The sequence below is a fragment of the Clostridium sp. ATCC BAA-442 genome (assembly GCF_964239415.1).
In the GTDB taxonomy this organism is placed as follows: domain Bacteria; phylum Bacillota; class Clostridia; order Oscillospirales; family Oscillospiraceae; genus Flavonifractor; species Flavonifractor plautii.
The window spans coordinates 67068-86840 of record NZ_CAXSQB010000002.1; the positions used below are offsets into that span (position 1 = coordinate 67068).

The following is a 19773-nucleotide window of genomic DNA, read 5'->3' on the forward strand; positions in this document are numbered from 1 at the left end:
CCCCCCCCCCCCCGCAGCCTGTCGGAAAATTCTTTCCGACAGGCTGTTCAGACTTTTTGAAACTTCTTTAAGTTTCAAAAAGTCATTTGATCCAACGCGAAAGGGAACCCTGACGGTTCCCTTTCACACTATCCTTCCCTTCGAACGCCTCCACAGGAGGATTTCTTGGCAGCCTCCGGCGCATGGCAAAAGGCCATGCGCCGTTTCTGATTTATTCCGTCAGGAGCCAGCGCTCCACCGCCATGCCGACGCCGCCCTCCGCATTGGAGCCGGTCTCATAGCGGGCGGCCTTCTTGGCCTCCACCGAGGCGTTAGCCATGGCAAAGGACCATCCCGCCCAGGCCAGCATCTCCAGGTCATTGCCTGCGTCGCCGAAGGCCATGACCTGTTCCGGCCCCAGCCCCAGCCGGGCGCTCAGGGCCTGCACGGCGGTCCCCTTGTTGACGCCGACGGCGGTAAACTCCAGATTTTCCGCGAAAGAGGTGACCATCTCCAGCGCGCCGCAGGCCGCCGCCCGCTCCATCAGGGACTTTCGACCCTCCGGCGGAACATGGAACACATGGATCTTCTCCACCAGCCGGCCCCGCAGGGCGGCGTTCAGATCCGCCGGAAAGCGGGCGTGCTCCTGAAGCACCTGCTGGAACTCAGGGGAAAAGGTATGGGCCAGCACGCCCTCCAGCCGGTCCCGCTGAATCCAGCTCTCTCCCTCGCAATAGACCTCAAAGGGCACGCCCTCTTCCAGCAGCAGCTCCGTCAGCGCCTGCCGGGTCTCCTCGGGGATGCAGTTGCGGTACAGCCACTCCCCCGTGCACACATCCAGTACGGCGGCTCCGTTGGACAGCACCGCATAGCGCAGCACACCCAACTGCTCCGCTACCTCGTGCAGGAATCCCCACGGTCGGCCGCTGGCGACGGCCACCGCCGTCCCCCGCTCCGACACCGCCCGCAGGGCGCGGACATTCCGCGCCGGCACCGTGGCGTGGTCGGCCCCCAGGAGGGTGCCGTCCATGTCCAGGCAGATGAGCTTGATGTCCGTCATTTCTTCCGCTTCACCGCATGGCGCACCTTTTCCGCGATGCCCTCCGGGGTGAGGCCGTAGGCCTCCAGGACGGTCTCCGCCTTGCCGGAGCGGCCGAACACGTCGTTGACGCCGTGGCGCACCACCGGCACCGGGTGGTGCTCGGCCAGGAACTCCGCCACCGCCGAGCCCAGGCCCCCCACCACGTTGGCCTCCTCGGTGGTGACGATGGCCCCGGTCTCCAGCGCCGCCTTGAGCACCAGCTCCCCGTCCAGGGGCTTGATGGTGTGCATATCCAGCACCCGGACGGACAGGCCCTCTTCCGCCAGGCGCTCCGCCGCCTTCAGCGCCATCTGCACCATCATGCCGGTGGCGATTACCGTCACGTCGGAGCCGTCCCGCAGGGTGACGCCCTGTCCCAGGTGGAAGGTGTAGCCAGGGATAGCGTCGGTGACGCTCTCCACCGCCAGGCGGCCCAGCCGCAGATAGGCGGGGCCGTCATAGTCCAGCAGAGCGCGCACCGCCTGCCGCATCTCGGGGCCGTCGCAGGGGGAGACCACCATTATGTTGGGGATGGCCCGCATGATGGCGTAATCCTCGATGCACTGATGGGTGGCGCCGTCCTCTCCCACGGACAGGCCGCCGTGGGAGCCCACCACCTTGACATTCAGTCGGGGATAGGCGATGGAGTTGCGCACCTGCTCCCACGCCCGCCCGGCGGCGAACATGGCAAAGGTGTTTGTGAAGGGCTTTTTGCCGCAGGCGGCCAGGCCGGCGGCCACGCCGGTCATGTTGGCCTCGGCAATGCCCATGTTGTAAAAGCGGTCGGGATGGGCCTTGGCAAAGCCCTTGGTCATGGTGGAGCCGGACAGGTCCGCGTCCAGCACCACCAGCTCCGGGTACTCCTCCGCCAGGGCCACCAGGGCCTCGCCGTAGGCCGCGCGGGTTGCAATCTTCTCTGCCATGCTTACTTTCCCTCCAGTTCTGCCACGCGGGCGGCCAGCTCCGCCCGGGCCTTCTCATACTGCTCGGCGTTGGGGGCCTTGCCATGCCAGCCGTAGTCCCCCTCCATAAAGGACACGCCCTTGCCCTTCACCGTCCTGGCCAGGAGCACCGTGGGCTTTCCCTTGCAGGCCGCGGCGGCAGCAAACGCCTCCGCCAGGGCGGCGTAGTCGTGGCCGTCCACACGGATGACGTTCCAGTTGAAGGCCTCAAACTTCTGATCCAGCGGCTCGGAGGGCATCACGTCCGCCGTGGCGCCGTCAATCTGCAGGCCGTTGACGTCCACCACGGCACACAGGTTGTCCAGGCGGTACTTGGCCGCCGCCATGGCGGCCTCCCACACCTGACCCTCCTCGATCTCGCCGTCTCCCAGCAGGGCATACACCCGGTAGTCCCGGCCGTCCGCCTTGCCCGCCAGAGCCATGCCCACGGCCGCGGAAATTCCCTGCCCCAGGCTGCCCGTGGACATATCCACGCCCTTGACGTGGCGCATTTCGGCATGGCCCGACATGTGCCCGTCAATGCGGCGGAACTGCTTCAGCTCCTCCAGTGGAAAAAAGCCCCGCTGGGCCAGAGTGGAGTAGAGCGCCGGCGTACAGTGCCCCTTGGAGAGCACAAAGCGGTCCCGCTCCGGGGCCTGCGGAGCGTCGGGGTTCACCCGCATCACGTGGAAATACAGGGTTGTAAGGATATCCAGCGACGACAGGGAGCCGCCGATGTGTCCCGACGCCGCGCCGTACACCATATCCAGCGCCAGCAGCCGGGAACGCGCCGCCGTCAATGCCAGGTTTTGAACCTTTGCCTGTTCCATCCGATTCACCTTTCCCATTTCTCAGCCCGATGGCCGTATTTTGAACTGTCTGTATTAAGTATATCGTACCAGGCCCGCGCTTTCAACTGGCGAACTGTAAAAAACATTGGTTTCTCTGCGCGGCTTTGGGGAAAAAAGGGGGGCCGGCAGGGCGCGCAGGCGCCCCCGGCCCCTTATTTCTAGTGGATGTTCTTCATGGTCATCCATCGCTTTGAGCGGTAGAACCACCAGCCCACCGGCACCGAGCTGGCCACGGCGACGCCGCAGGCGATGTAGACGCCGTAGATGCCCAGGAAGTGCTCCAGGACGACAGCCAGGATCAGCCGCACCACGATGCAGTTGAGGAAGGAGTTCCACATGATGAACACTGTATGCCCTGAGCCGGTGGCCAGGGTGTTGTAGGTAAACATGCCGGCGTAGAAGAGCTGGCAGACAATCTCAATACGCAGGTTGACCACCGCCCAGTGCTGCACCTCCGGATCGGGGGTAAAGATCATGGCAAACTGGGGGGCAAACACCTCGGCCACCACGATAATCACCGCCGCCATGGCCAGGGCCAGCTTCATGCAGGTCTTCATCACCTGCTCGGCCCGGTCATAGAGGCCCGCTCCCAGGCACTGGGCGCACATGGTGCCCGCGCCGGTGGTCAGGGCGGAGAGGAAGAGCTGGCAGAAGTCGCGGATTTTGTTGGACACGCCGTTGCCGGCGGAGACGGTGACGCCGTACTTGTTGATGAGGGTGAGCACCACCAGCCAGGAGATGGAGGCGATGGTCCACTGGAGGGCTACCGGAAAGCCCAGCTTCAGGGTGCGTTTGACCATCTCCGCCTCGGGGCGGAGATAGCGGGGCAGCAGGCCCAGATCCGCCCGGTGGCGCAGGGAGAACACCAGAGCGGTCAGGCAGGATATCGCTTGGCCGATCACGGTGGCCAGGGCCGCCCCCGCCACCCCCATGTGGAACCCTGCCACGAACAGGATATCCAGCACCACGTTGAGGCTCACCGACGCAATGATGCAGTACAGCGGGATGCGGGAGTTGCCCACCCCGCGCAGGATGGCGGAGAGGGAATTGTAGACAAAGATGAACAGCAGGCCCACGCCGCAGATGCTCAGATAGGCGGTGGCCTCCTCCAGGGTGGGGGACTGGAGCAAAATCAGCAGCGGCCGTCCCAGCAGCAGAATGCCCGCGGCAAAGAGCAGGCCGGCGATGAGGCCCACGGTGAGCATGTTGCCCGCGGACTTCCGACGGTTCTCGTGGTCGCCGCTGCCGAAATACTGGCCCACCAGCACATTCCCACCCACTGTCAGCCCAATGGCCAATTGGGTGAGCATATTCATAATGATGCTGGCGTTGTTGATGGCGGAAATTCCCACATCACCGATGTAGTGCCCGGCGATGATGATGTCCGTGATACTATAAATAGCCTGCAGCAGGCTGGACGCCACCAGTGGCAGGGCATACCGGACCAGCTTGCGCGTGACGCTGCCCTGGGTAAGATCCTGTTCTACAGCGGGCATAGCGTACCCCCTCCTTATATGCGTTCAATTCCCCGTTTCTTTACACGTTGTTAAAGTTTACTGCGGATTTCCTGGCAAGGCAATACTAACTTTTTTGTCACCACCACACAAAAACGGACGGCTTCCGCCGCCCGTTTCCTTATAATTCCCTATAATAACGCAATATACGTTTACTCCTCGCCCTGCTCCACGCCGCGCCGGCGCTCCCGCCCGGGCCAGAAGTTGTTCTCCCGCATGATGTCACCCAGTGCGTCCACATACTTCTCCGACTTGTGCACTACAAAGGCATCCGCATCGATGGGGATTCTGCGGTCGTGCATCTGGCGGATACTCCAGATATAGAGTATGTCCAGGGCAGGGATGAGCTGCTCCCCGCTGGGCGTGAGCACATACTCCACCTTGGGCGGCACCGTGTCGTAGGAGATGCGGCGGATCAGCCCCGCCTCCACCAGCTCCTTGAGCTGCTGGCTGAACACCTTTTCCGAGATGGGCAGGATTTTAAGCGTCTGGTTAAAGCGGATACTGCCGTACGTATAGATTTCATGGAGAATGGTCATCTTCCACTTTCCGCCGATGCAGTGCAACACATAGTGATAGGGATTAGTCGGTGTGTCAAAATTGTCCGCTTTCACAGGCGTTCACCTCATTTTCTTTTGTGATACAACTATATAAAGATAGACCTGCATTATCATATCACACCCCCACCACTCCCACAAGGAAAACTTTTTCCGCCCCACTGTAACGCGCCAAAATTTTTTGCTGAAATTTGTGCAACCTATCCAACTTCCACAGAGATACACTTTTGTACCGAATAGTTTACACAATATCCCTTTTTCTCTTTTATTCGAATTATACAATTTCGGAGCACTTACCTTTTGGTACGTGCAAACCTACAGGTTATCTACTTACATAATTGTGGGTATTGCACAAATTTTTATTTTCCGATACACTACGGCTCGAAAAGGAAAGCATAAGTTCCAATTCATCGCATTGGTTTCCTGAAAATGCTGACATAAGAAGGAGCGGATTTCAAATGATCAAGCGTACTTATGAAGAGCTGGAGCCCTATTTCCCCGCCGGTCATTTTGGCGTAACCTGCAAGCGCTACCACGGCAAGGACGAGACCGGCGCCCAGAAGTTCTGGATCGGTGTGTCCGAGTTCGAGCCCGACGGCGGCGCTGACTGGGCCTACGACGACAACCCCCTGGAGAAGGTCTACTTCGTCCTGGAGGGCGAGATGACCGTTACCGACAAAGACGGCAACAAGTACGTCATCCACAAGAACGAGTCCATCTCCTTCCCCCCCAACGAGGGCCGCGGCCTGAAGAATGAGAGCGGCAAGCCCGCCAAGATGCTGGTCATCATCAATTATCCCGACGCGCAGTAAGTAAGAGGAGGAAGCAGAAATGGTCAACGTGAAGAAAGAGTTCGTCGACAACATGTTCTCCGTGAAGGGCAAGGTCGCCCTGGTCACCGGCGCCACCGGCGCTCTGGGCTGCGTCCTCTCCAAGGCTTACGGCTATGCCGGTGCCAAGGTGTTCATGACCGGCCGCAACGAGAAGAAGCTCCAGGCTCTGGAGGCCGAGTTCAAGGCCGAGGGCATCGACTGCGCCTACGGCGTGGCCGATCCCGCCGACGAGGCCCAGGTGGACGCCATGATTAAGGCCTGTGTGGCCCAGTACGGCGAGGTCAACATCCTGGCCGTCACCCACGGCTTTAACAAGCCCCAGAACATCCTGGAGCAGTCCGTGGCCGACTGGCAGTATATCATGGATGCCGACTGCAAGAGTGTCTATGTGGTGTGCAAGTATGTTGCCCAGCAGATGGTCGACCAGGGCAAGGGCGGCAAGATCGTGGTGGTCACCTCCCAGCGCTCCAAGCGCGGCATGGCTGGCTACACCGGCTACTGCACCTCCAAGGGCGGCGCCGACCTGATGGTGTCCTCCATGGCCTGCGACCTGAGCGCCAAGTACGGCATCAACGTCAACTCCATCTGCCCCACCGTGTTCCGCAGTGATCTGACCGAGTGGATGTTCGATCCCGAGTCCGCCGTGTATCAGAACTTCCTGAAGCGCGAGCCCATCGGCCGTCTGGCCGAGCCTGAGGACTTCGTGGGCTACGCCCTGTTCCTCTCCTCCGACGCCTCCAACTACATCACGGGCGCCAACTGCGACTGCTCTGGCGGTTACCTGACCTGCTAAGCCTGGAAGGAAGTCGAGCAGCATGAAAGAAATCAAGAACATTCTCATCTGTGGCGCGGGCATGATGGGCAAGAACATCGGCTATGTGTTTGCGTCCAACCCCAGCTTCCAGGTGGGCATGTATGATCTGTACCCCACTGATGTGGAGGCGGGCATCCGCACCAACACCAGGCAGCTCCTGGACAAGGGCGTCATCACCGAGCAGGAGCTGAGCGACCGTCTCTCCCGCATCTCCTTTACCAACGACATCGACAGCGATCTGGTGAAGAACGCCGATCTGGTGATCGAAGCCGTTTTCGAGGACATGAAGATCAAGCGGGAGACCTTCGCCAAGCTGGAGGCGCGCTGCCGCCCCGACACCATCTTCTGCACTAACTCCTCTGTCATGAGCCCCAGCGAGATCTCCGCCGAGCTGAAGCACCGTGAGCGCTTTGTGGGCACTCACTTCTGGAACCCCGGCCACCTGATCCCCCTGGTGGAGGTGGTCAAGTCCGACGCCTCCAGCGACGAGGTGGCCCAGACGGTGATGGAGGTGCTGCGCTCCGTGGGCAAGAAGCCCGTGCTGTGCAAAAAGGACGTGCCCGGCTTCATCGCCAACCGCATGCAGCACGCCCTCTGGCGGGAGGCCATCTCCATCGTGGAGAACGGCATCGCCGACGCCGCCACCGTGGACGAGGCGGTGCGCTACTCCTTCGGCCTGCGGCTGCCCCAGCTCGGCCCCATGGAGAACGCCGACATGGTGGGTACCGACCTGACCTATAACATCCACGACTACATCCTGCGGGATCTGGAGGACTCCCACGAGCCCTCTCCCCTGCTCAAGCAGCTCCGCGATGCGGGCAAGATCGGCTTCAAGACCGGCGAGGGCTTCCAGAAGTGGACGCCTGAGCAGGTCGCCCAGTCCAACGCCGAGCTCAATGAGTATCTGATTCGGATGCTCTACGGAAAGTAAAAACTTTCCCTTCCCTTTTGTCTCACACTCTGCTATGATTATCCAAGGAGGAACTTTATCATGGGTAAAAAAGTTTATGTGGACCTGACCCATCCCTTCAGCGCGGAGATTCCCCGCTGGCCCTACTTTGACAAGCCCGAGATCACCAACGCCCACACCATGGCCAAGGGCGGCGTGCTCACCTCCAAGATCACCTGCACCATGCACACCGGCACCCACTGCGACGCCCCCCGTCACGTCATGGAGTACGAGTTTGACGGCCGCCGCGCCCGCTACACCCACGAGATGCCCATTGATGCCTACACCGGCGAGGCTGTGGTGCTGAAGCTGGACGTGGAGCCCTGGACCCTGATCACCGACAAGCACCTGGACGAGGCCTGCAAGAAGTGCGGCATCGACCCCGCCTCCCTGAAGGGCAAGGTTCTGTGCCTGAACACCGGCATGCACCGCCTGTTCGATGACTCCAAGGCCTACTATCACTACTCCATCGGCACCGGCATCGACGCCGGCAAGTGGTTTGTCAAGCACGGCGTCAAGTGCGTCGCCATGGACAGCCAGGCCCTGGATCACCCCCTGCACACCGCCATGGGCAACAACGGCATGACCCGCATGAACCTGCTGGGCGCCACCGGCAAGCCCATCACCGAGGAGTACAAGGAGCTGTTCGGCGAGGAGGCCTATGCCGAGTTCGACAAGTTCGAGTACATCCGCATCCACGGCCAGGCCGCCTACGACGAGAAGTTCGGCGAGCTGGAGGATCTGGGCGTATGGGGCACCTGGGAGCCCTGCCACAAGGAGATGCTGGGCCACGGCATCGTGGGCGTTGAGAACCTGGGCGGCGATCTGGACAAGATCAAGCCGGGCAAGGTCTTCAACTTCTTCTGCTTCCCCCTGCGCTGGTACATGGGCGACGGCGCCATGTCCCGCTGCGTGGCCTTCATCGACGAGGACGACGTGGATGCCAGCGTGCCCGACCGCACCTACAAATACGGCGGCACCGGCTACGCCGATGAGTCCGGCCACGGCGACAGTGGTCTGGAGTACATGCGCAAGCTGTTCAACCGCAACAAGTAATGCAACCGGATTGAGTTCCACCCATACCGTAAAGCGGCGTGCGCTATGCCCGCCGCTTTACGTGATGTCTACACCAAATGGAGAAAGGACCTGAATTCCATGAGCGAGCTGAAGAACAAGACGATCATCACTGTGGCCACTACGGGCGCCTGGCCCACCAAGGCCAACAACCCCAACGTGCCCATGACCCCGGAGGAGATTTCCGAGGACGTGTACGCCTGCTGGAAGGCCGGCGCGGCCATCGCCCACCTGCACATGCGGGACGACGAGGGGCACGGCACCATGGACAAGGAGAAGTTCCGCAAGACCGTGGAGCTGCTGCGCGCCAACCACCCCGACTGCGACATCATCCTGAACATGACCACCTCCGGCGACATCCACGCCGACGACACCACCCGCCAGATCCACCTGAAGGAGCTGCGCCCCGAGATGGGTTCCTATGACTGCGGCTCCATGAACTGGCTGCACACCTCCCTGTTCCTCAACCCTCCTGCCTTCCTGGAGGAGTTGGGCAAGAACATGCAGGAGTGGGGCGTCAAGCCGGAGATCGAGGCCTTTGACCCCGGCATGATTGCCAACGCCGCCTACTACCTGAAGAAGGGCGTGCTGAAGGCCCCCCTTCACTTCCAGTTCTGCATGGGCTGCGCCAACGGCATCCCCGGCTCCCTGAAGAACCTGATCTTTATGAAGGAAACCATGGAGTCCCTGTGCCCCGGCTCCACCTGGAGCTGCTTTGGTGTGGGCCACTGCGCGTTGGAGATGCTGTACGGCGCTGTGGCGCTGGGCGGCCACATCCGCGTGGGCATGGAGGACAACGTGATGTACGCCAAGGGCGTTCTGGCCGAGAGCAACGTGCAGTTCGTGGAGCGCGCCCGCCGCGTCATCGAGGAGTACGGCAAGCAGGTCGCCACCCCCGCCGAGGCCCGCGGGATTTTGGGCTTGAAGTGAAAAAAGGAAGTCGAGCAGCATGAAAGAAATCAAGAACATTCTCATCTGTGGCGCGGGCATGATGGGCAAGAACATCGGCTATGTGTTTGCGTCCAACCCCAGCTTCCAGGTGGGCATGTATGATCTGTACCCCACTGATGTGGAGGCGGGCATCCGCACCAACACCAGGCAGCTCCTGGACAAGGGCGTCATCACCGAGCAGGAGCTGAGCGACCGTCTCTCCCGCATCTCCTTTACCAACGACATCGACAGCGATCTGGTGAAGAACGCCGATCTGGTGATCGAAGCCGTTTTCGAGGACATGAAGATCAAGCGGGAGACCTTCGCCAAGCTGGAGGCGCGCTGCCGCCCCGACACCATCTTCTGCACCAACTCCTCTGTCATGAGCCCCAGCGAGATCTCCGCCGAGCTGAAGCACCGTGAGCGCTTTGTGGGCACTCACTTCTGGAACCCCGGCCACCTGATCCCCCTGGTGGAGGTGGTCAAGTCCGACGCCTCCAGCGACGAGGTGGCCCAGACGGTGATGGAGGTGCTGCGCTCCGTGGGCAAGAAGCCCGTGCTGTGCAAAAAGGACGTGCCCGGCTTCATCGCCAACCGCATGCAGCACGCCCTGTGGCGGGAGGCCATCTCCATCGTGGAGAACGGCATCGCCGACGCCGCCACCGTGGACGAGGCGGTGCGCTACTCCTTCGGCCTGCGGCTGCCCCAGCTCGGCCCCATGGAGAACGCCGACATGGTGGGTACCGACCTGACCTATAGCATCCACGACTACATCCTGCGGGATCTGGAGGACTCCCACGAGCCCTCCCCCCTGCTCAAGCAGCTCCGCGATGCGGGCAAGATCGGCTTCAAGACCGGCGAGGGCTTCCAGAAGTGGACGCCTGAGCAGGTCGCCCAGTCCAACGCCGAGCTCAATGAGTATCTGATTCGGATGCTCTACGGAAAGTAAGGAAAGTGTGTTCCGCGACTCACATGCCATAGATAGAACGAGAGAATGAGAAAGGAAGCGATCCCATGTCGAAACAGCCCCAAGCAGCAGCCCAACTGAAGGGCACTCCGCTGTGGCGTATGAGCAAAAAGTTCAATTTCGCCGCAGAGAAAATTATTCCGGACTCTTTTGTGTTCTGTATCATCTTGACCTTCCTTGTGTTCGTGCTGTCCCTTCTCCTGTGCGGCAAAAGCCCGCTGGAGCTTCTGGTGGGATGGTGGGACGGCCTGAGCAGCCAGTTTACCTTGGCTTTCCAGATGGGCATTATGGTTGTCGTGTGCGCCACCTGCGCCCGCAGTCCACAGGTGAACCGTCTGCTGAACAAGATGTCCAGCATGGTACACAGCCGGACTACGGCACTGGTGCTGATGATGATCTTCGGCTATGTCACCTCTATGATGAACTATGCCTTCTGCACCATAGTTACTCCCATCCTCGCCATGCAGCTTGCCAAGCATGTCCGCGGCCTGCACTTCCCCATGATGGTGGCTGGTGGATATACCTGCATGATTCTGGGTCAGTGCCTGGGGCCTTCCGCCACCCTGTATTCCAATCTGGCTACTGAGGGCAGCTCTTATGCTCAGATTGTCGGCCAGACCATGAGTGTGGCTGAGACTTGCTACAACCCCATGAATATCATCCTGTTTACGGTTCTGGCAATCGCATTTACCGTTATTGTCGTGTTTACCCGCCCTGGCGAAGACGAGCTGGTGGAGCTGCGCGATGTAGCCACCCAGGCTGATGTGGAGCCAAAGAGCTATAAGAGCACCAAAAAGGCCGAAACCCCTGCGGAAAAGATGAACACGTTCCGCCCCATTATGTGGCTGGTCGGCGCCTTCATCTTTGCGTATGCCGTCTACTCCTTTGTCACCAAGGGGTTTCTGGGAAGCCTGAACATGAATTTTGTGATTTTCCTGTTTGTGGGTGTCAACTGCTTCCTCTTCCCTGAGCCGCATCAGTGGATGGAGGCCCACACAGACTCCATGCATCTGGCCACGGATATCATCCTCCAGTTCCCCTTCTATGGCGCTATCATGGGCATGATGTATCTGGACGGCGGCTTGGGTTCTGTGCTGGTCAATGCTATCACGTCTGTCGCCACCGCCCACACCATGCCGATCTTTACCTTCCTGTCGGCCTGCCTGGTAAATCTGTTTATCCCCTCTCAGGGCGGACAGTTTACCGTGCAGGGACCGCTGATTGTGGAGGCTGCAAAGGCCATACCCGGTACTGACCTGGTCAACTGCCTCAATGCGTTTGTGCTGGGCGATGAGTGTACGAACCTGCTTCAGCCCTTGTATGTCATCCCTGCCCTGTCCGTAGTTGGCATGAAGCTGAAAGATGTATGGGGCTTTATGGCATTTATCTGCGTGTTCTGGATTGGCATCACCTGTCTCGGCCTGTATTTTATCCCCATGTTTGTCTGAATGAAACGCCTCATCACGAGTTAATGCTGGGAACATACCCGTGCTGTTGCACCCCCTTATTTGAGTGGCAACTAGCAGCCGGTGAATGCTCCTGCTGTCTGGTTGGCGCTTAAGTATCGGCACTCCTTGGAATGACCAAAAAACGTTTATAGCCCTTCTCAAAAAGCAGAACCCCGTCAGAATTCACAGATTCTGACGGGGTTTCTTTCGCGGCCTGATTCCTTTCCGTTTTTGTCTGACCCAAATGGGATTTCAGAGCAGTCTCCACGTGGCTTTGGCCGCCTGGCGCTGGGAGACCGTGGTGACATGGGCGCAGGGTTCCGGGGTAAACCACGCAGAGAAGTCCCCGGACAGCCCCACCCGCTTTAGCACTTGGTGAAGCATATGCAGAACACTGTCCGGGGAGGCCGGCACACCGGCAGGACTTCGGTTTCCTTATCTCCGTTGATACGGGTGATCTGCCGCTTAACCCGGAGGTCACCCCTCTCCAAATCAATGCATTCCCATTTGGAGCCCGGCAGTCCTCACCGACAGAGTCCAGTGGCTGGTTCTGGGTACCAATACGCCGCCCTTTTTTGCTTTCCGCAGGAGGGATTGGGGGTGCTTTAACGACAGAGGCTTCATCGCCTGGTGCTCCAGCCTGGGCAGGGTCCAGCTTTTCGGCGAGGTGGCGGGGACCAGCCTTTGCGCTCTGACCAAGTTCATTACAGAGGAAGTGATCTGGCGGATATTTTGTACTATCTTGGGACGCAGGCCTCTGGGCTGTTCCTGCGCTCAAGCCGTTCTATCCATCCCCTGGGCAGAAGGTCCTTGTAGAGCTTCTCCAGCGGGCACCTCTCAATATTGGGCCTAGATTGTCAATATAGCCCTCAGCCAAAGGTGGATACGGGCTTCTGCCCATAAAAGCTGTCTAACGACCGCCCGCGGCAAGTTAAATGCTCCGCTATCCCGCCAAGTGGTAAAAAACAGCGCATTCACAGCAAGCGGCGAAAGGCAGGCTTACAGAGGCGGGGCATCTGCATAGGAGTCCCGATAGCGACGGCGATACTCCGCCGGGGTCAAGTTATAGTTTAACTCAAAAATTTTATAGAACTGTGTAATATTACTGTAACCTACCTCTTGGATAATCTCATTGATGCTCCGCTGGGAGGCGATCAGCAGCTTTTGAGCATGGGCCAGCCGTAGCAGTGTGACATAGGACTTGAAGGAGATCTGCATCTCATCCTTGAACAAATGGCGAAAATAGGACTCATTTAAATTCAGATGGCTTGCCACCTGAGAGAGAGTCAGATGTTCGGTGTAGTGGTCGTTAATATATACCTGGGCCTCAGCAATCTTTGGACTAAAATTGGGGACATGCTGGACGTTTTCCAACGAACTGCGGGCTTGAGACAGGGCCAAAAGCACCTGCCGCAGCAGAATGTCCAATTCCATTTGGTAGAAAGGACTCCGCTTGGCATACACCTGATAGGCCCTGCGGATGAGTTCGCCCAGCCAGTCGGCGGCCGGGTCGTCGGCATGGATGCGGTTTTGAAAACTCAGGGGGTTATAGTTTAGAAAACGCAGATACTGGCTGTCTACTGCTTGGCTGCCAGGAGCAGAGATAGCCGAGGGAAGGAAAATCAGAAACAGGTATCGGCAGTCCTGGGTTCCGTCAGAGATGGCTACGTGGCTCTCGTAGTTATTAGAGATGAAGATGTCACCTGGCTTCACAGGGTAGACCTTGTTCAGATAAACAAATTTCCCTGTTCCTCCCACGCACAGGCCGATCTCGTGGTAGCGGTGCCAGTGCATAGGGTCCTTATTTCCCATCACTTGATAGGGGAACAGATGGATGGGGAAGGAGGGGTCAAATTCATATTCCCAGTTAAAACGTTTCGTGGCGTGCACCTCCCAACGCGGCGACAGAATAGAGCTCTTGGAGTTCTGACGAGGACCAACTGGGGAAAGAAGGAAAAACATATTCAAAATACAAAAATTGATCTCTAAAGGAAGGATTTATCCTAGTGCTTAAGTACTATGATAGCACAGACCTGTAAAAATTCCAAGAAACCAGCCGGAATTGTTATAAAAAGTACCGGAAATGGGATTGATTCTATCGGAAGTGGATTGTAACATATAGACAATAAGAGCGCAGTTTCATTAAGAAAGTTTGATGTTATTGTGCTCCGATATTGAAAGGAAGTGTATGGAATGAAAAAGTGGATCGCGTTGCTCCTGTCCTGTGTTATGCTCCTGGCGATGGTAGCCGGCTGCGGCGGCACCCCTGCAGAGAGCCCGAGTCAGTCGGGCGGCGCTGGTGAAACTGCCCCCCAATCCGCGGCGCCGGACGGTGAAACCAAGACTTACAAGGTTGGCTTCTCCAACGTCTGGGTGGGCAACACCTGGGGCGTACAGTGCGTCAACGAGTTGGAAGCCTATCTGCGCAACAATGAGCAGATCTCCGAGTACTATATCTACAATGCCGATAACGACGTAAACAAGCAGATTTCCGACATCGAGGATCTGATCGCCAAGGGCGTGGATATGTTGATTCTCCAGCCGATCTCTGCCGAATCTGTGGCGGCAGTGGTAGAAGAGGCCTACGACGCGGGAATTGTGGTGGTAAATTGTACCTCCCCCCTGTCGGATGCTACCGATAAATACAACGTGTCTGTGGTGGCCCGGGATTACGACTTCGGCTACGTGGGCGCCAAGTGGCTGTGCGAGGAGTTGGGCGGCGAGGGCAATATTGTCTGCCTGGATGGCATGGCCGGCCTGTCCAGTGCTGTGCTGCGCATGCAGGGTGCCCAGGATGCCTTTGCCGAATACCCCGGCATCAATGTAATTGCCTCCGAGTATGCCGACTGGGACTATGCTACTGCCAAGCCTGTCATGGAAAACTTGCTGGCCGCTTATGATGACATCGACGGCATCTGGTCTTCGGGCGGTGATATGACCCGTGCAGCCATCGAGGTGTGGGCCGACTCCGGTCGGGACTGGATCCCCATGATGGGTGAGGACTGCAACGGCTTTCTGAAACTGTGGAGCGAGTACAAGGACGACGGCCTGTCCTGCATTGCCACCTCCCTGCCAACTTGGCTGTTTGCTTACGGTGCCGAGCTTGGCCTGGAGATCCTGAATGGTACCTATGAGGGGGAGAAGGACATTATCGTGGAGATTCCCACCATTACCAATGACCAAGTGGACGACTATGTTCGCTGGGATCTGTCTGACAGCTTCTGGTGTGGCACCAAAATGACCGAGGAGGATATTGTGGCTCTGTACGGAAACGGAAACGACGGCTCTCAGGGCCTTACTGGCGAGGGTGTAGCTACAGATCACTGATGGATCACTGATGGCTGAAGAGAGGCCGGAGCCCACACACATTACCGGAGTGCATGCATAGCCGTGGAAGGCCGGCTTCCGGCATCACTGGGAAAGGGCGAGAAGGGTGACCTGATCGCCTCTTTCCTCACCTCGTAGCGGGAGGATGAGCGTATTGGGACAGGACTATCTGGAATTCTTACATATCACAAAAAACTTTCCCGGCGTTACAGCCCTGGATGACGTGTCCATGTCGGTACATAGGGGAGAGATCCACGCCCTGGTGGGTGAGAACGGGGCGGGAAAGAGCACCCTGATGAATATACTGGGGGGGAACCTCCAGCCCAACGGAGGGGAGCTCCGGCTGGATGGTCATCCGGTAAAAATTTCCAGCCCCATTGACGCATACAGAAAGGGCATTGGTTTCGTCCACCAGGAGTCAAACCTGCTGGAGAACCTATCGGTGTGTGAAAATGTGTTTCTGGGGCGGGAACGGGTTCTCTCCCTGGGGCGCACCGACCGGAAAGGCATGTGCCGGGAGATCCGAGAGTGCTGCCAGCGCTTGGGATATCAATTGGAGCCGGAAAGGCCGGTAGCGGAACTAAACCTGGCTGAGCGGCAAAGTGTGGAGATCGTACGGGCTCTGCTGGGCAGCCCCCGTGTCCTGATTCTGGACGAGCCCACAGCCGCTCTGGCGGAGGACGAAGTGGCCCGGCTGTTTCGAATCGTTCGGGAACTGCGGCAGGAGGGGGTGTCTGTGCTATATATTTCCCACCGGCTGGACGAGATCATGGAGCTGGCCGACCGGGTAACGGTACTTAAGGACGGCAAGCTGGTGGGCACCTTGGAGCGGGGGGAGCTGGACAAAGAGCGCATGGTCAGTATGATGGTGGGCCGCGTTATTGAGGACATCTACCCAGACCGCAGCCAGGTGCAGTTCGGCCCGGAACTGCTGCGGGTGGAGGGGCTGACCCTCCCGGGAAAGCTGGAGCACGTGAGTTTTTCCGTTCGGGCCGGCGAGATTGTGGGGTTGGGCGGCTTGGAGGGACAGGGCCAGCGGACGGCGATCAGAGCTATTTTTGGTGACCAGCGGTTTTCCCAGGGGAGTATCTCTGTGGAGGATACCCCTCTGAAAAGCGGCGGAATTGCCGAGCGCATCCGCAATGGCGTGGCCTACGTCACCCACGATCGGCGGGGGGAGGGGCTGGTGCTTACCCAGTCCATCCGGAAGAACAGCGCCCTGGCCGCCTTGCGGCGGCTATGCACTCTCATGGGCCTGGTAAAGGAGGACGAGGAGCGAACCCAGGTGGCCGAACAGATGGACAGTCTCCAGATCAAGGCATCCTCTATGGAGGAGTTGGTATCCCACCTATCCGGAGGCAACCAACAGAAGGTGATGCTGGCCCGGTGGCTGATGACGAAACCCAGAGTGCTCATCATCGACGAGCCCACCAAAGGCATCGACATCGGTGCCCGCATGTCCATCTATCAGATTATCCACCAGCTTACCGAGGCGGGGATCGGCATTTTAATGCTTACCAGCGATATGGTGGAGCTGATTGGCCTGTCTGACCGGACCCTGGTGTTCTATGAGGGTAAGATCGTCAAAGAGCTGTCCCGCGGCGAGATCACTGAGGAGCGGGTCATGAAGGCCGCCAGCGGCATGACGGAGGAGTAGGCTTATGAAACAACTGGAAAGGATCCACCGCAAACTTGCCGCCACCCCCCAACTCAGCAGTGTGCTGACCATCTGCGGGCTGCTGCTTGTGGTGTTCGCCTCCATGTGCGTGTACTCGGAGAGCTATCGTTCCGCCTATAATGTCACCAATGTACTGGTGCAGTGTGTTCCGCTGGCGTGCGTCAGCCTGGGGCAGACCCTGGTCATCATCAGTGGCGGTATCGACCTGTCTGTGGGTTCGACCATCAGTGTGTGTACCGCCATTGCCGCCCGCCTCATGGGCAGCGACAACCCGGCGCAGGTGCTCCTGGGTGTGGTAGTGGTGTTTGCCTTTGCCGCCGGCGTGGGTTTGGTCAACGGTGCGGGAGTCAACTATCTCAAGGTGCCGCCCATGATTACCACACTGTGTACCAGCACGATTCTGGAGGGTGTGGCACTGTGGATACTGCCCGTGGCGGGGGGCAAAATCAACGCCGATTTCGCCCGGGTGATCTACAAGAAGTGGGACATCATCAGTATGCCGCTGCTCATTCTGGTGGCGCTATTTCTGGTGATGCGCTACCTGCTCTATCGCACCCGGACGGGCACCAGCCTGTATGCTATCGGCCGCAGCAGAACCATTGCCGCCTCTATGGGCATCAAGACCACCCGGGCCAGCATGAAGGCATACGTGCTGGCGGCCCTGTGTGCCGCGGTGACAGGACTGCTGCTGGCCTCCCGAATGCGGGTGGGGGACCCCACCTGTGGGGCCAACTACGGTATGGATTCCATCGCCGCCACCGTGATTGGCGGGACTTCCCTGGCGGGCGGTACTGGACTGCTATCAGGCACAGTGGCAGGAGCGTTCCTCATCGGCATGCTGTCCAATGTCATGAACAACCTCAACGTGAACCAATTTTACCAGTACGTGATGAAGGGAGCCCTTCTCATCGCGGCCATGGTGGTTTACTCCATTTCAGATCGGCTGGAGGTGCGTCGCCGTGCGTCATAATCTGCTGTTGAACCGCTCGAGGGGGACTGCCTCCCTCCAGCCGCTGGTGTTGCTGGCCATCATCGTGGTGATGACCGGCGCCCAGGCTGTTCTGGTGCCCGGCTCCCTGACGGTGGAGCAGATGCTCATCATCTCACGCCAAGCGTCTGCTCTCGGCATCATCACCCTGGGTCAGGCGGCGGTTATTCTGGTGGGGGGCATCGACCTGTCCGTGGGTGCCACCGTCATGATGGTAAACATCTTCTGCATATCGGCAATGCAGGGCAGTGATGCCAATGGTCCATTGGGGCTGCTGGTGTGCCTGTTTATCGGACTTGCCATTGGTACTGCCAACGCCTTCGGCGTGCTGTTTCTAAAGATTGCCCCCTTTGTCATGACCCTGTGTACCACTACCATCTGCGAGGGCATCTGCTACGTTTACACCCAGGGCTCACCGACCGGCAGCGCGGCCCCCTTTATACGTGCCCTCGGGACCGGCCGCCTGTTCGGCATCCCTTTTTCCACGCTGATCTGGCTGGCTCTGGCGGCCGCTATGTGGGTGGTGCTGCGCTTTACCGCCCTGGGCCGCAGGCTGTACGCCGTGGGCGGCAGCCCCAAGGCTGCCCGACTCAGCGGCATCGCCAATGTCCGGGTAGTGGCCGGGGCCTATATCTTCTGCGCTCTCATGTCCGCTGTGGCCGGCCTGATCCTGACCGGGTACCACAACATTGCTTCCCTGACCCTGGCAGGGGACTACTCCATGAACTCACTGGCTGCGGCCCTGATTGGCGGCAACGCCATTGAGGGCGGTCGGGGCGGCGTTTGGGGTGTGGTGCTGGGCTCCTTTTTCATGATGCTGCTCATGGCTATCCTGACCATGCTGGGCATCAGCCAGGTGGGCAAGCTGATCATTCAGGGCTGCATCATATTAGCAGTGGTGGCTGCCCAGCAACTGTGGAAAAAGGACTGAAAGGAGCGGGCAAATGCGCATCGGAATCAATCAATTCTGTTTTCCAGCCCCCTGCGATGTGTCGGAGGCCCTGCACCGGGCCAAGGGACTGGGCTATGACTGCATGGAGATCTGCCTGACCGCCGACCGGAAGCCCGGCCCGGCGGTGGGGAGTGTCACCGATGCCCTGGATATCAGCGGCTATTTCAACCGGCTGCTGCACGAGCACGCAGGGGAGGCGGAGTTTCTCCAACTGCGCCGCATGGCAGAGGAGGTGGGGATTCCTCTATGCAGCGTGGGCGGCATCATCAGCTTCTCCATCTATCCCCTGACAGCCCGGGAGCCGGAGGTCGTCCAAAAGTCCATGGATGCAGTCCGGCGGATGCTGGACGCAGCTCAGGTGCTGGGAGCGGCCTCTGCTCTGGTGATCCCGGGTGTGGCCACTGAGGATATGGCATACGAGGAGGCCTACACCACCGCCCAGGAGAGAGTGTCTGAACTGGCCGACTATGCCCCGTCGGTGGGACTGATGATCGAAAATGTCTGGAATAACATGCTGTATAGCCCACTGGAGCTGGCACGGTTTGTGGATGAGACGGGGAGGAAGAATGTGGGCATCTGCTTTGACATAGCCAACGCCCGGCGCTTCGGCTACCCAGAGCAGTGGATCCGTACCCTGGGCGGACGGATTCTGGAGTTCCATTGCAAGGACTACCGCATGTCGGTGGACAACATCAACGGTTTTACCAACCTGCTGGACGGGGATGTAAACTATCCGGCGGTGATGGCGGCTATCCGGGACATCGGCTTTGACGGGGATCTGATTGTGGAGCTGATCCCGCCGGCCCATCACCTGGTGGAGCGCACCCTCCGCCATGCGCTGGAGACCCTGCGGGAGCTGTGTCAAATGAATGGAAGGAAAGGATGAAAAC

At 59.1% G+C, this 19773-nt stretch carries 19 protein-coding genes; 12 read left to right on the forward strand and 7 right to left on the reverse strand.

Annotated features, from left to right (window positions below; all coding sequences use genetic code 11):
• Nucleotides 1-211 precede the first annotated feature (211 nt).
• The 5 genes from ACESY8_RS01425 to ACESY8_RS01445 form a co-directional block, all read right to left on the reverse strand.
• Nucleotides 212-1039: a Cof-type HAD-IIB family hydrolase gene (locus tag ACESY8_RS01425; RefSeq protein ID WP_204681938.1), complete on the reverse strand. Its 828-nt coding sequence runs from the start codon at nucleotides 1037-1039 to the stop codon at nucleotides 212-214.
• Complete coding sequence (locus tag ACESY8_RS01430) at nucleotides 1036-1983, reverse strand: transketolase family protein (protein ID WP_054338635.1); 948 nt, start codon at nucleotides 1981-1983, stop codon at nucleotides 1036-1038. The genes ACESY8_RS01425 and ACESY8_RS01430 overlap by 4 nt, the downstream gene beginning before the upstream one ends.
• 2 nt (nucleotides 1984-1985) lie before the next feature.
• Nucleotides 1986-2831: a transketolase gene (locus ACESY8_RS01435; RefSeq protein WP_243427649.1), complete on the reverse strand. Its 846-nt coding sequence runs from the start codon at nucleotides 2829-2831 to the stop codon at nucleotides 1986-1988.
• Between the two features lie 179 nt (nucleotides 2832-3010).
• A complete protein-coding gene (locus tag ACESY8_RS01440) occupies nucleotides 3011-4348 on the reverse strand; it encodes an MATE family efflux transporter (protein ID WP_007489450.1) in 1338 nt (445 codons plus the stop codon).
• Between the two features lie 170 nt (nucleotides 4349-4518).
• Nucleotides 4519-4980, reverse strand: coding sequence for a winged helix-turn-helix transcriptional regulator (locus tag ACESY8_RS01445; protein ID WP_009260808.1), 462 nt, complete (start codon nucleotides 4978-4980; stop codon nucleotides 4519-4521).
• 401 nt (nucleotides 4981-5381) lie between these two features.
• Here ACESY8_RS01445 and ACESY8_RS01450 point away from each other — a divergent pair, with 401 nt between their 5' ends.
• The 7 genes from ACESY8_RS01450 (at nucleotide 5382) to ACESY8_RS01480 (ending at nucleotide 11938) form a co-directional block, all read left to right on the forward strand.
• Complete coding sequence (locus tag ACESY8_RS01450; RefSeq protein WP_007489453.1) at nucleotides 5382-5735, forward strand: cupin domain-containing protein; 354 nt, start codon at nucleotides 5382-5384, stop codon at nucleotides 5733-5735.
• A gap of 19 nt (nucleotides 5736-5754) precedes the next feature.
• Nucleotides 5755-6549: an SDR family NAD(P)-dependent oxidoreductase gene (locus ACESY8_RS01455; RefSeq protein WP_007489454.1), complete on the forward strand. Its 795-nt coding sequence runs from the start codon at nucleotides 5755-5757 to the stop codon at nucleotides 6547-6549.
• A gap of 22 nt (nucleotides 6550-6571) precedes the next feature.
• Nucleotides 6572-7501 (forward strand): 3-hydroxyacyl-CoA dehydrogenase family protein, encoded by a 930-nt coding sequence (locus ACESY8_RS01460; protein ID WP_024723756.1) that lies wholly within the window; start codon nucleotides 6572-6574, stop codon nucleotides 7499-7501.
• A gap of 60 nt (nucleotides 7502-7561) precedes the next feature.
• The gene (locus ACESY8_RS01465) at nucleotides 7562-8575 is read left to right on the forward strand and encodes a cyclase family protein (protein ID WP_007491232.1); all 1014 of its coding nucleotides are present in this window, start codon (nucleotides 7562-7564) and stop codon (nucleotides 8573-8575) included.
• Nucleotides 8576-8674: 99 nt separating this feature from the next.
• Complete coding sequence (locus ACESY8_RS01470; RefSeq protein ID WP_044938715.1) at nucleotides 8675-9523, forward strand: beta-keto acid cleavage family enzyme; 849 nt, start codon at nucleotides 8675-8677, stop codon at nucleotides 9521-9523.
• Between the two features lie 19 nt (nucleotides 9524-9542).
• Nucleotides 9543-10472, forward strand: a complete 930-nt coding sequence (locus tag ACESY8_RS01475; RefSeq protein ID WP_163390279.1) for a 3-hydroxyacyl-CoA dehydrogenase family protein — start codon at nucleotides 9543-9545, stop codon at nucleotides 10470-10472.
• Nucleotides 10473-10537: 65 nt separating this feature from the next.
• Entirely contained in the window at nucleotides 10538-11938 is a 1401-nt protein-coding gene (locus ACESY8_RS01480) for a short-chain fatty acid transporter (protein WP_024723755.1), read from the forward strand.
• A 252-nt stretch (nucleotides 11939-12190) separates the two neighbouring features.
• On the opposite strand, the gene ACESY8_RS01485 is transcribed toward ACESY8_RS01480, so the two are convergent.
• The gene (locus tag ACESY8_RS01485) at nucleotides 12191-12322 is read right to left on the reverse strand and encodes a hypothetical protein (RefSeq protein WP_256274546.1); all 132 of its coding nucleotides are present in this window, start codon (nucleotides 12320-12322) and stop codon (nucleotides 12191-12193) included.
• Nucleotides 12323-12937: 615 nt separating this feature from the next.
• A complete protein-coding gene (locus tag ACESY8_RS01490) occupies nucleotides 12938-13900 on the reverse strand; it encodes an AraC family transcriptional regulator (RefSeq protein ID WP_007490599.1) in 963 nt (320 codons plus the stop codon).
• A gap of 231 nt (nucleotides 13901-14131) precedes the next feature.
• Here ACESY8_RS01490 and ACESY8_RS01495 point away from each other — a divergent pair, with 231 nt between their 5' ends.
• From ACESY8_RS01495 to ACESY8_RS01515, 5 genes are all read left to right on the forward strand, one after another.
• Nucleotides 14132-15265: an ABC transporter substrate-binding protein gene (locus ACESY8_RS01495; RefSeq protein WP_007490595.1), complete on the forward strand. Its 1134-nt coding sequence runs from the start codon at nucleotides 14132-14134 to the stop codon at nucleotides 15263-15265.
• Between the two features lie 145 nt (nucleotides 15266-15410).
• Nucleotides 15411-16922, forward strand: coding sequence for a sugar ABC transporter ATP-binding protein (locus tag ACESY8_RS01500; protein WP_434307875.1), 1512 nt, complete (start codon nucleotides 15411-15413; stop codon nucleotides 16920-16922).
• Nucleotides 16923-16926: 4 nt separating this feature from the next.
• Entirely contained in the window at nucleotides 16927-17913 is a 987-nt protein-coding gene (locus ACESY8_RS01505) for an ABC transporter permease (protein WP_007490591.1), read from the forward strand.
• Nucleotides 17903-18862 carry an ABC transporter permease gene (locus ACESY8_RS01510; RefSeq protein WP_007490589.1) on the forward strand — a complete coding sequence of 320 codons (960 nt, stop codon included), beginning with the start codon at nucleotides 17903-17905 and terminating at the stop codon, nucleotides 18860-18862. Before ACESY8_RS01505 ends, ACESY8_RS01510 begins: the two co-directional genes overlap by 11 nt.
• A gap of 13 nt (nucleotides 18863-18875) precedes the next feature.
• Nucleotides 18876-19769, forward strand: coding sequence for a sugar phosphate isomerase/epimerase family protein (locus tag ACESY8_RS01515; protein ID WP_138308216.1), 894 nt, complete (start codon nucleotides 18876-18878; stop codon nucleotides 19767-19769).
• Nucleotides 19770-19773: the final 4 nt, after the last annotated feature.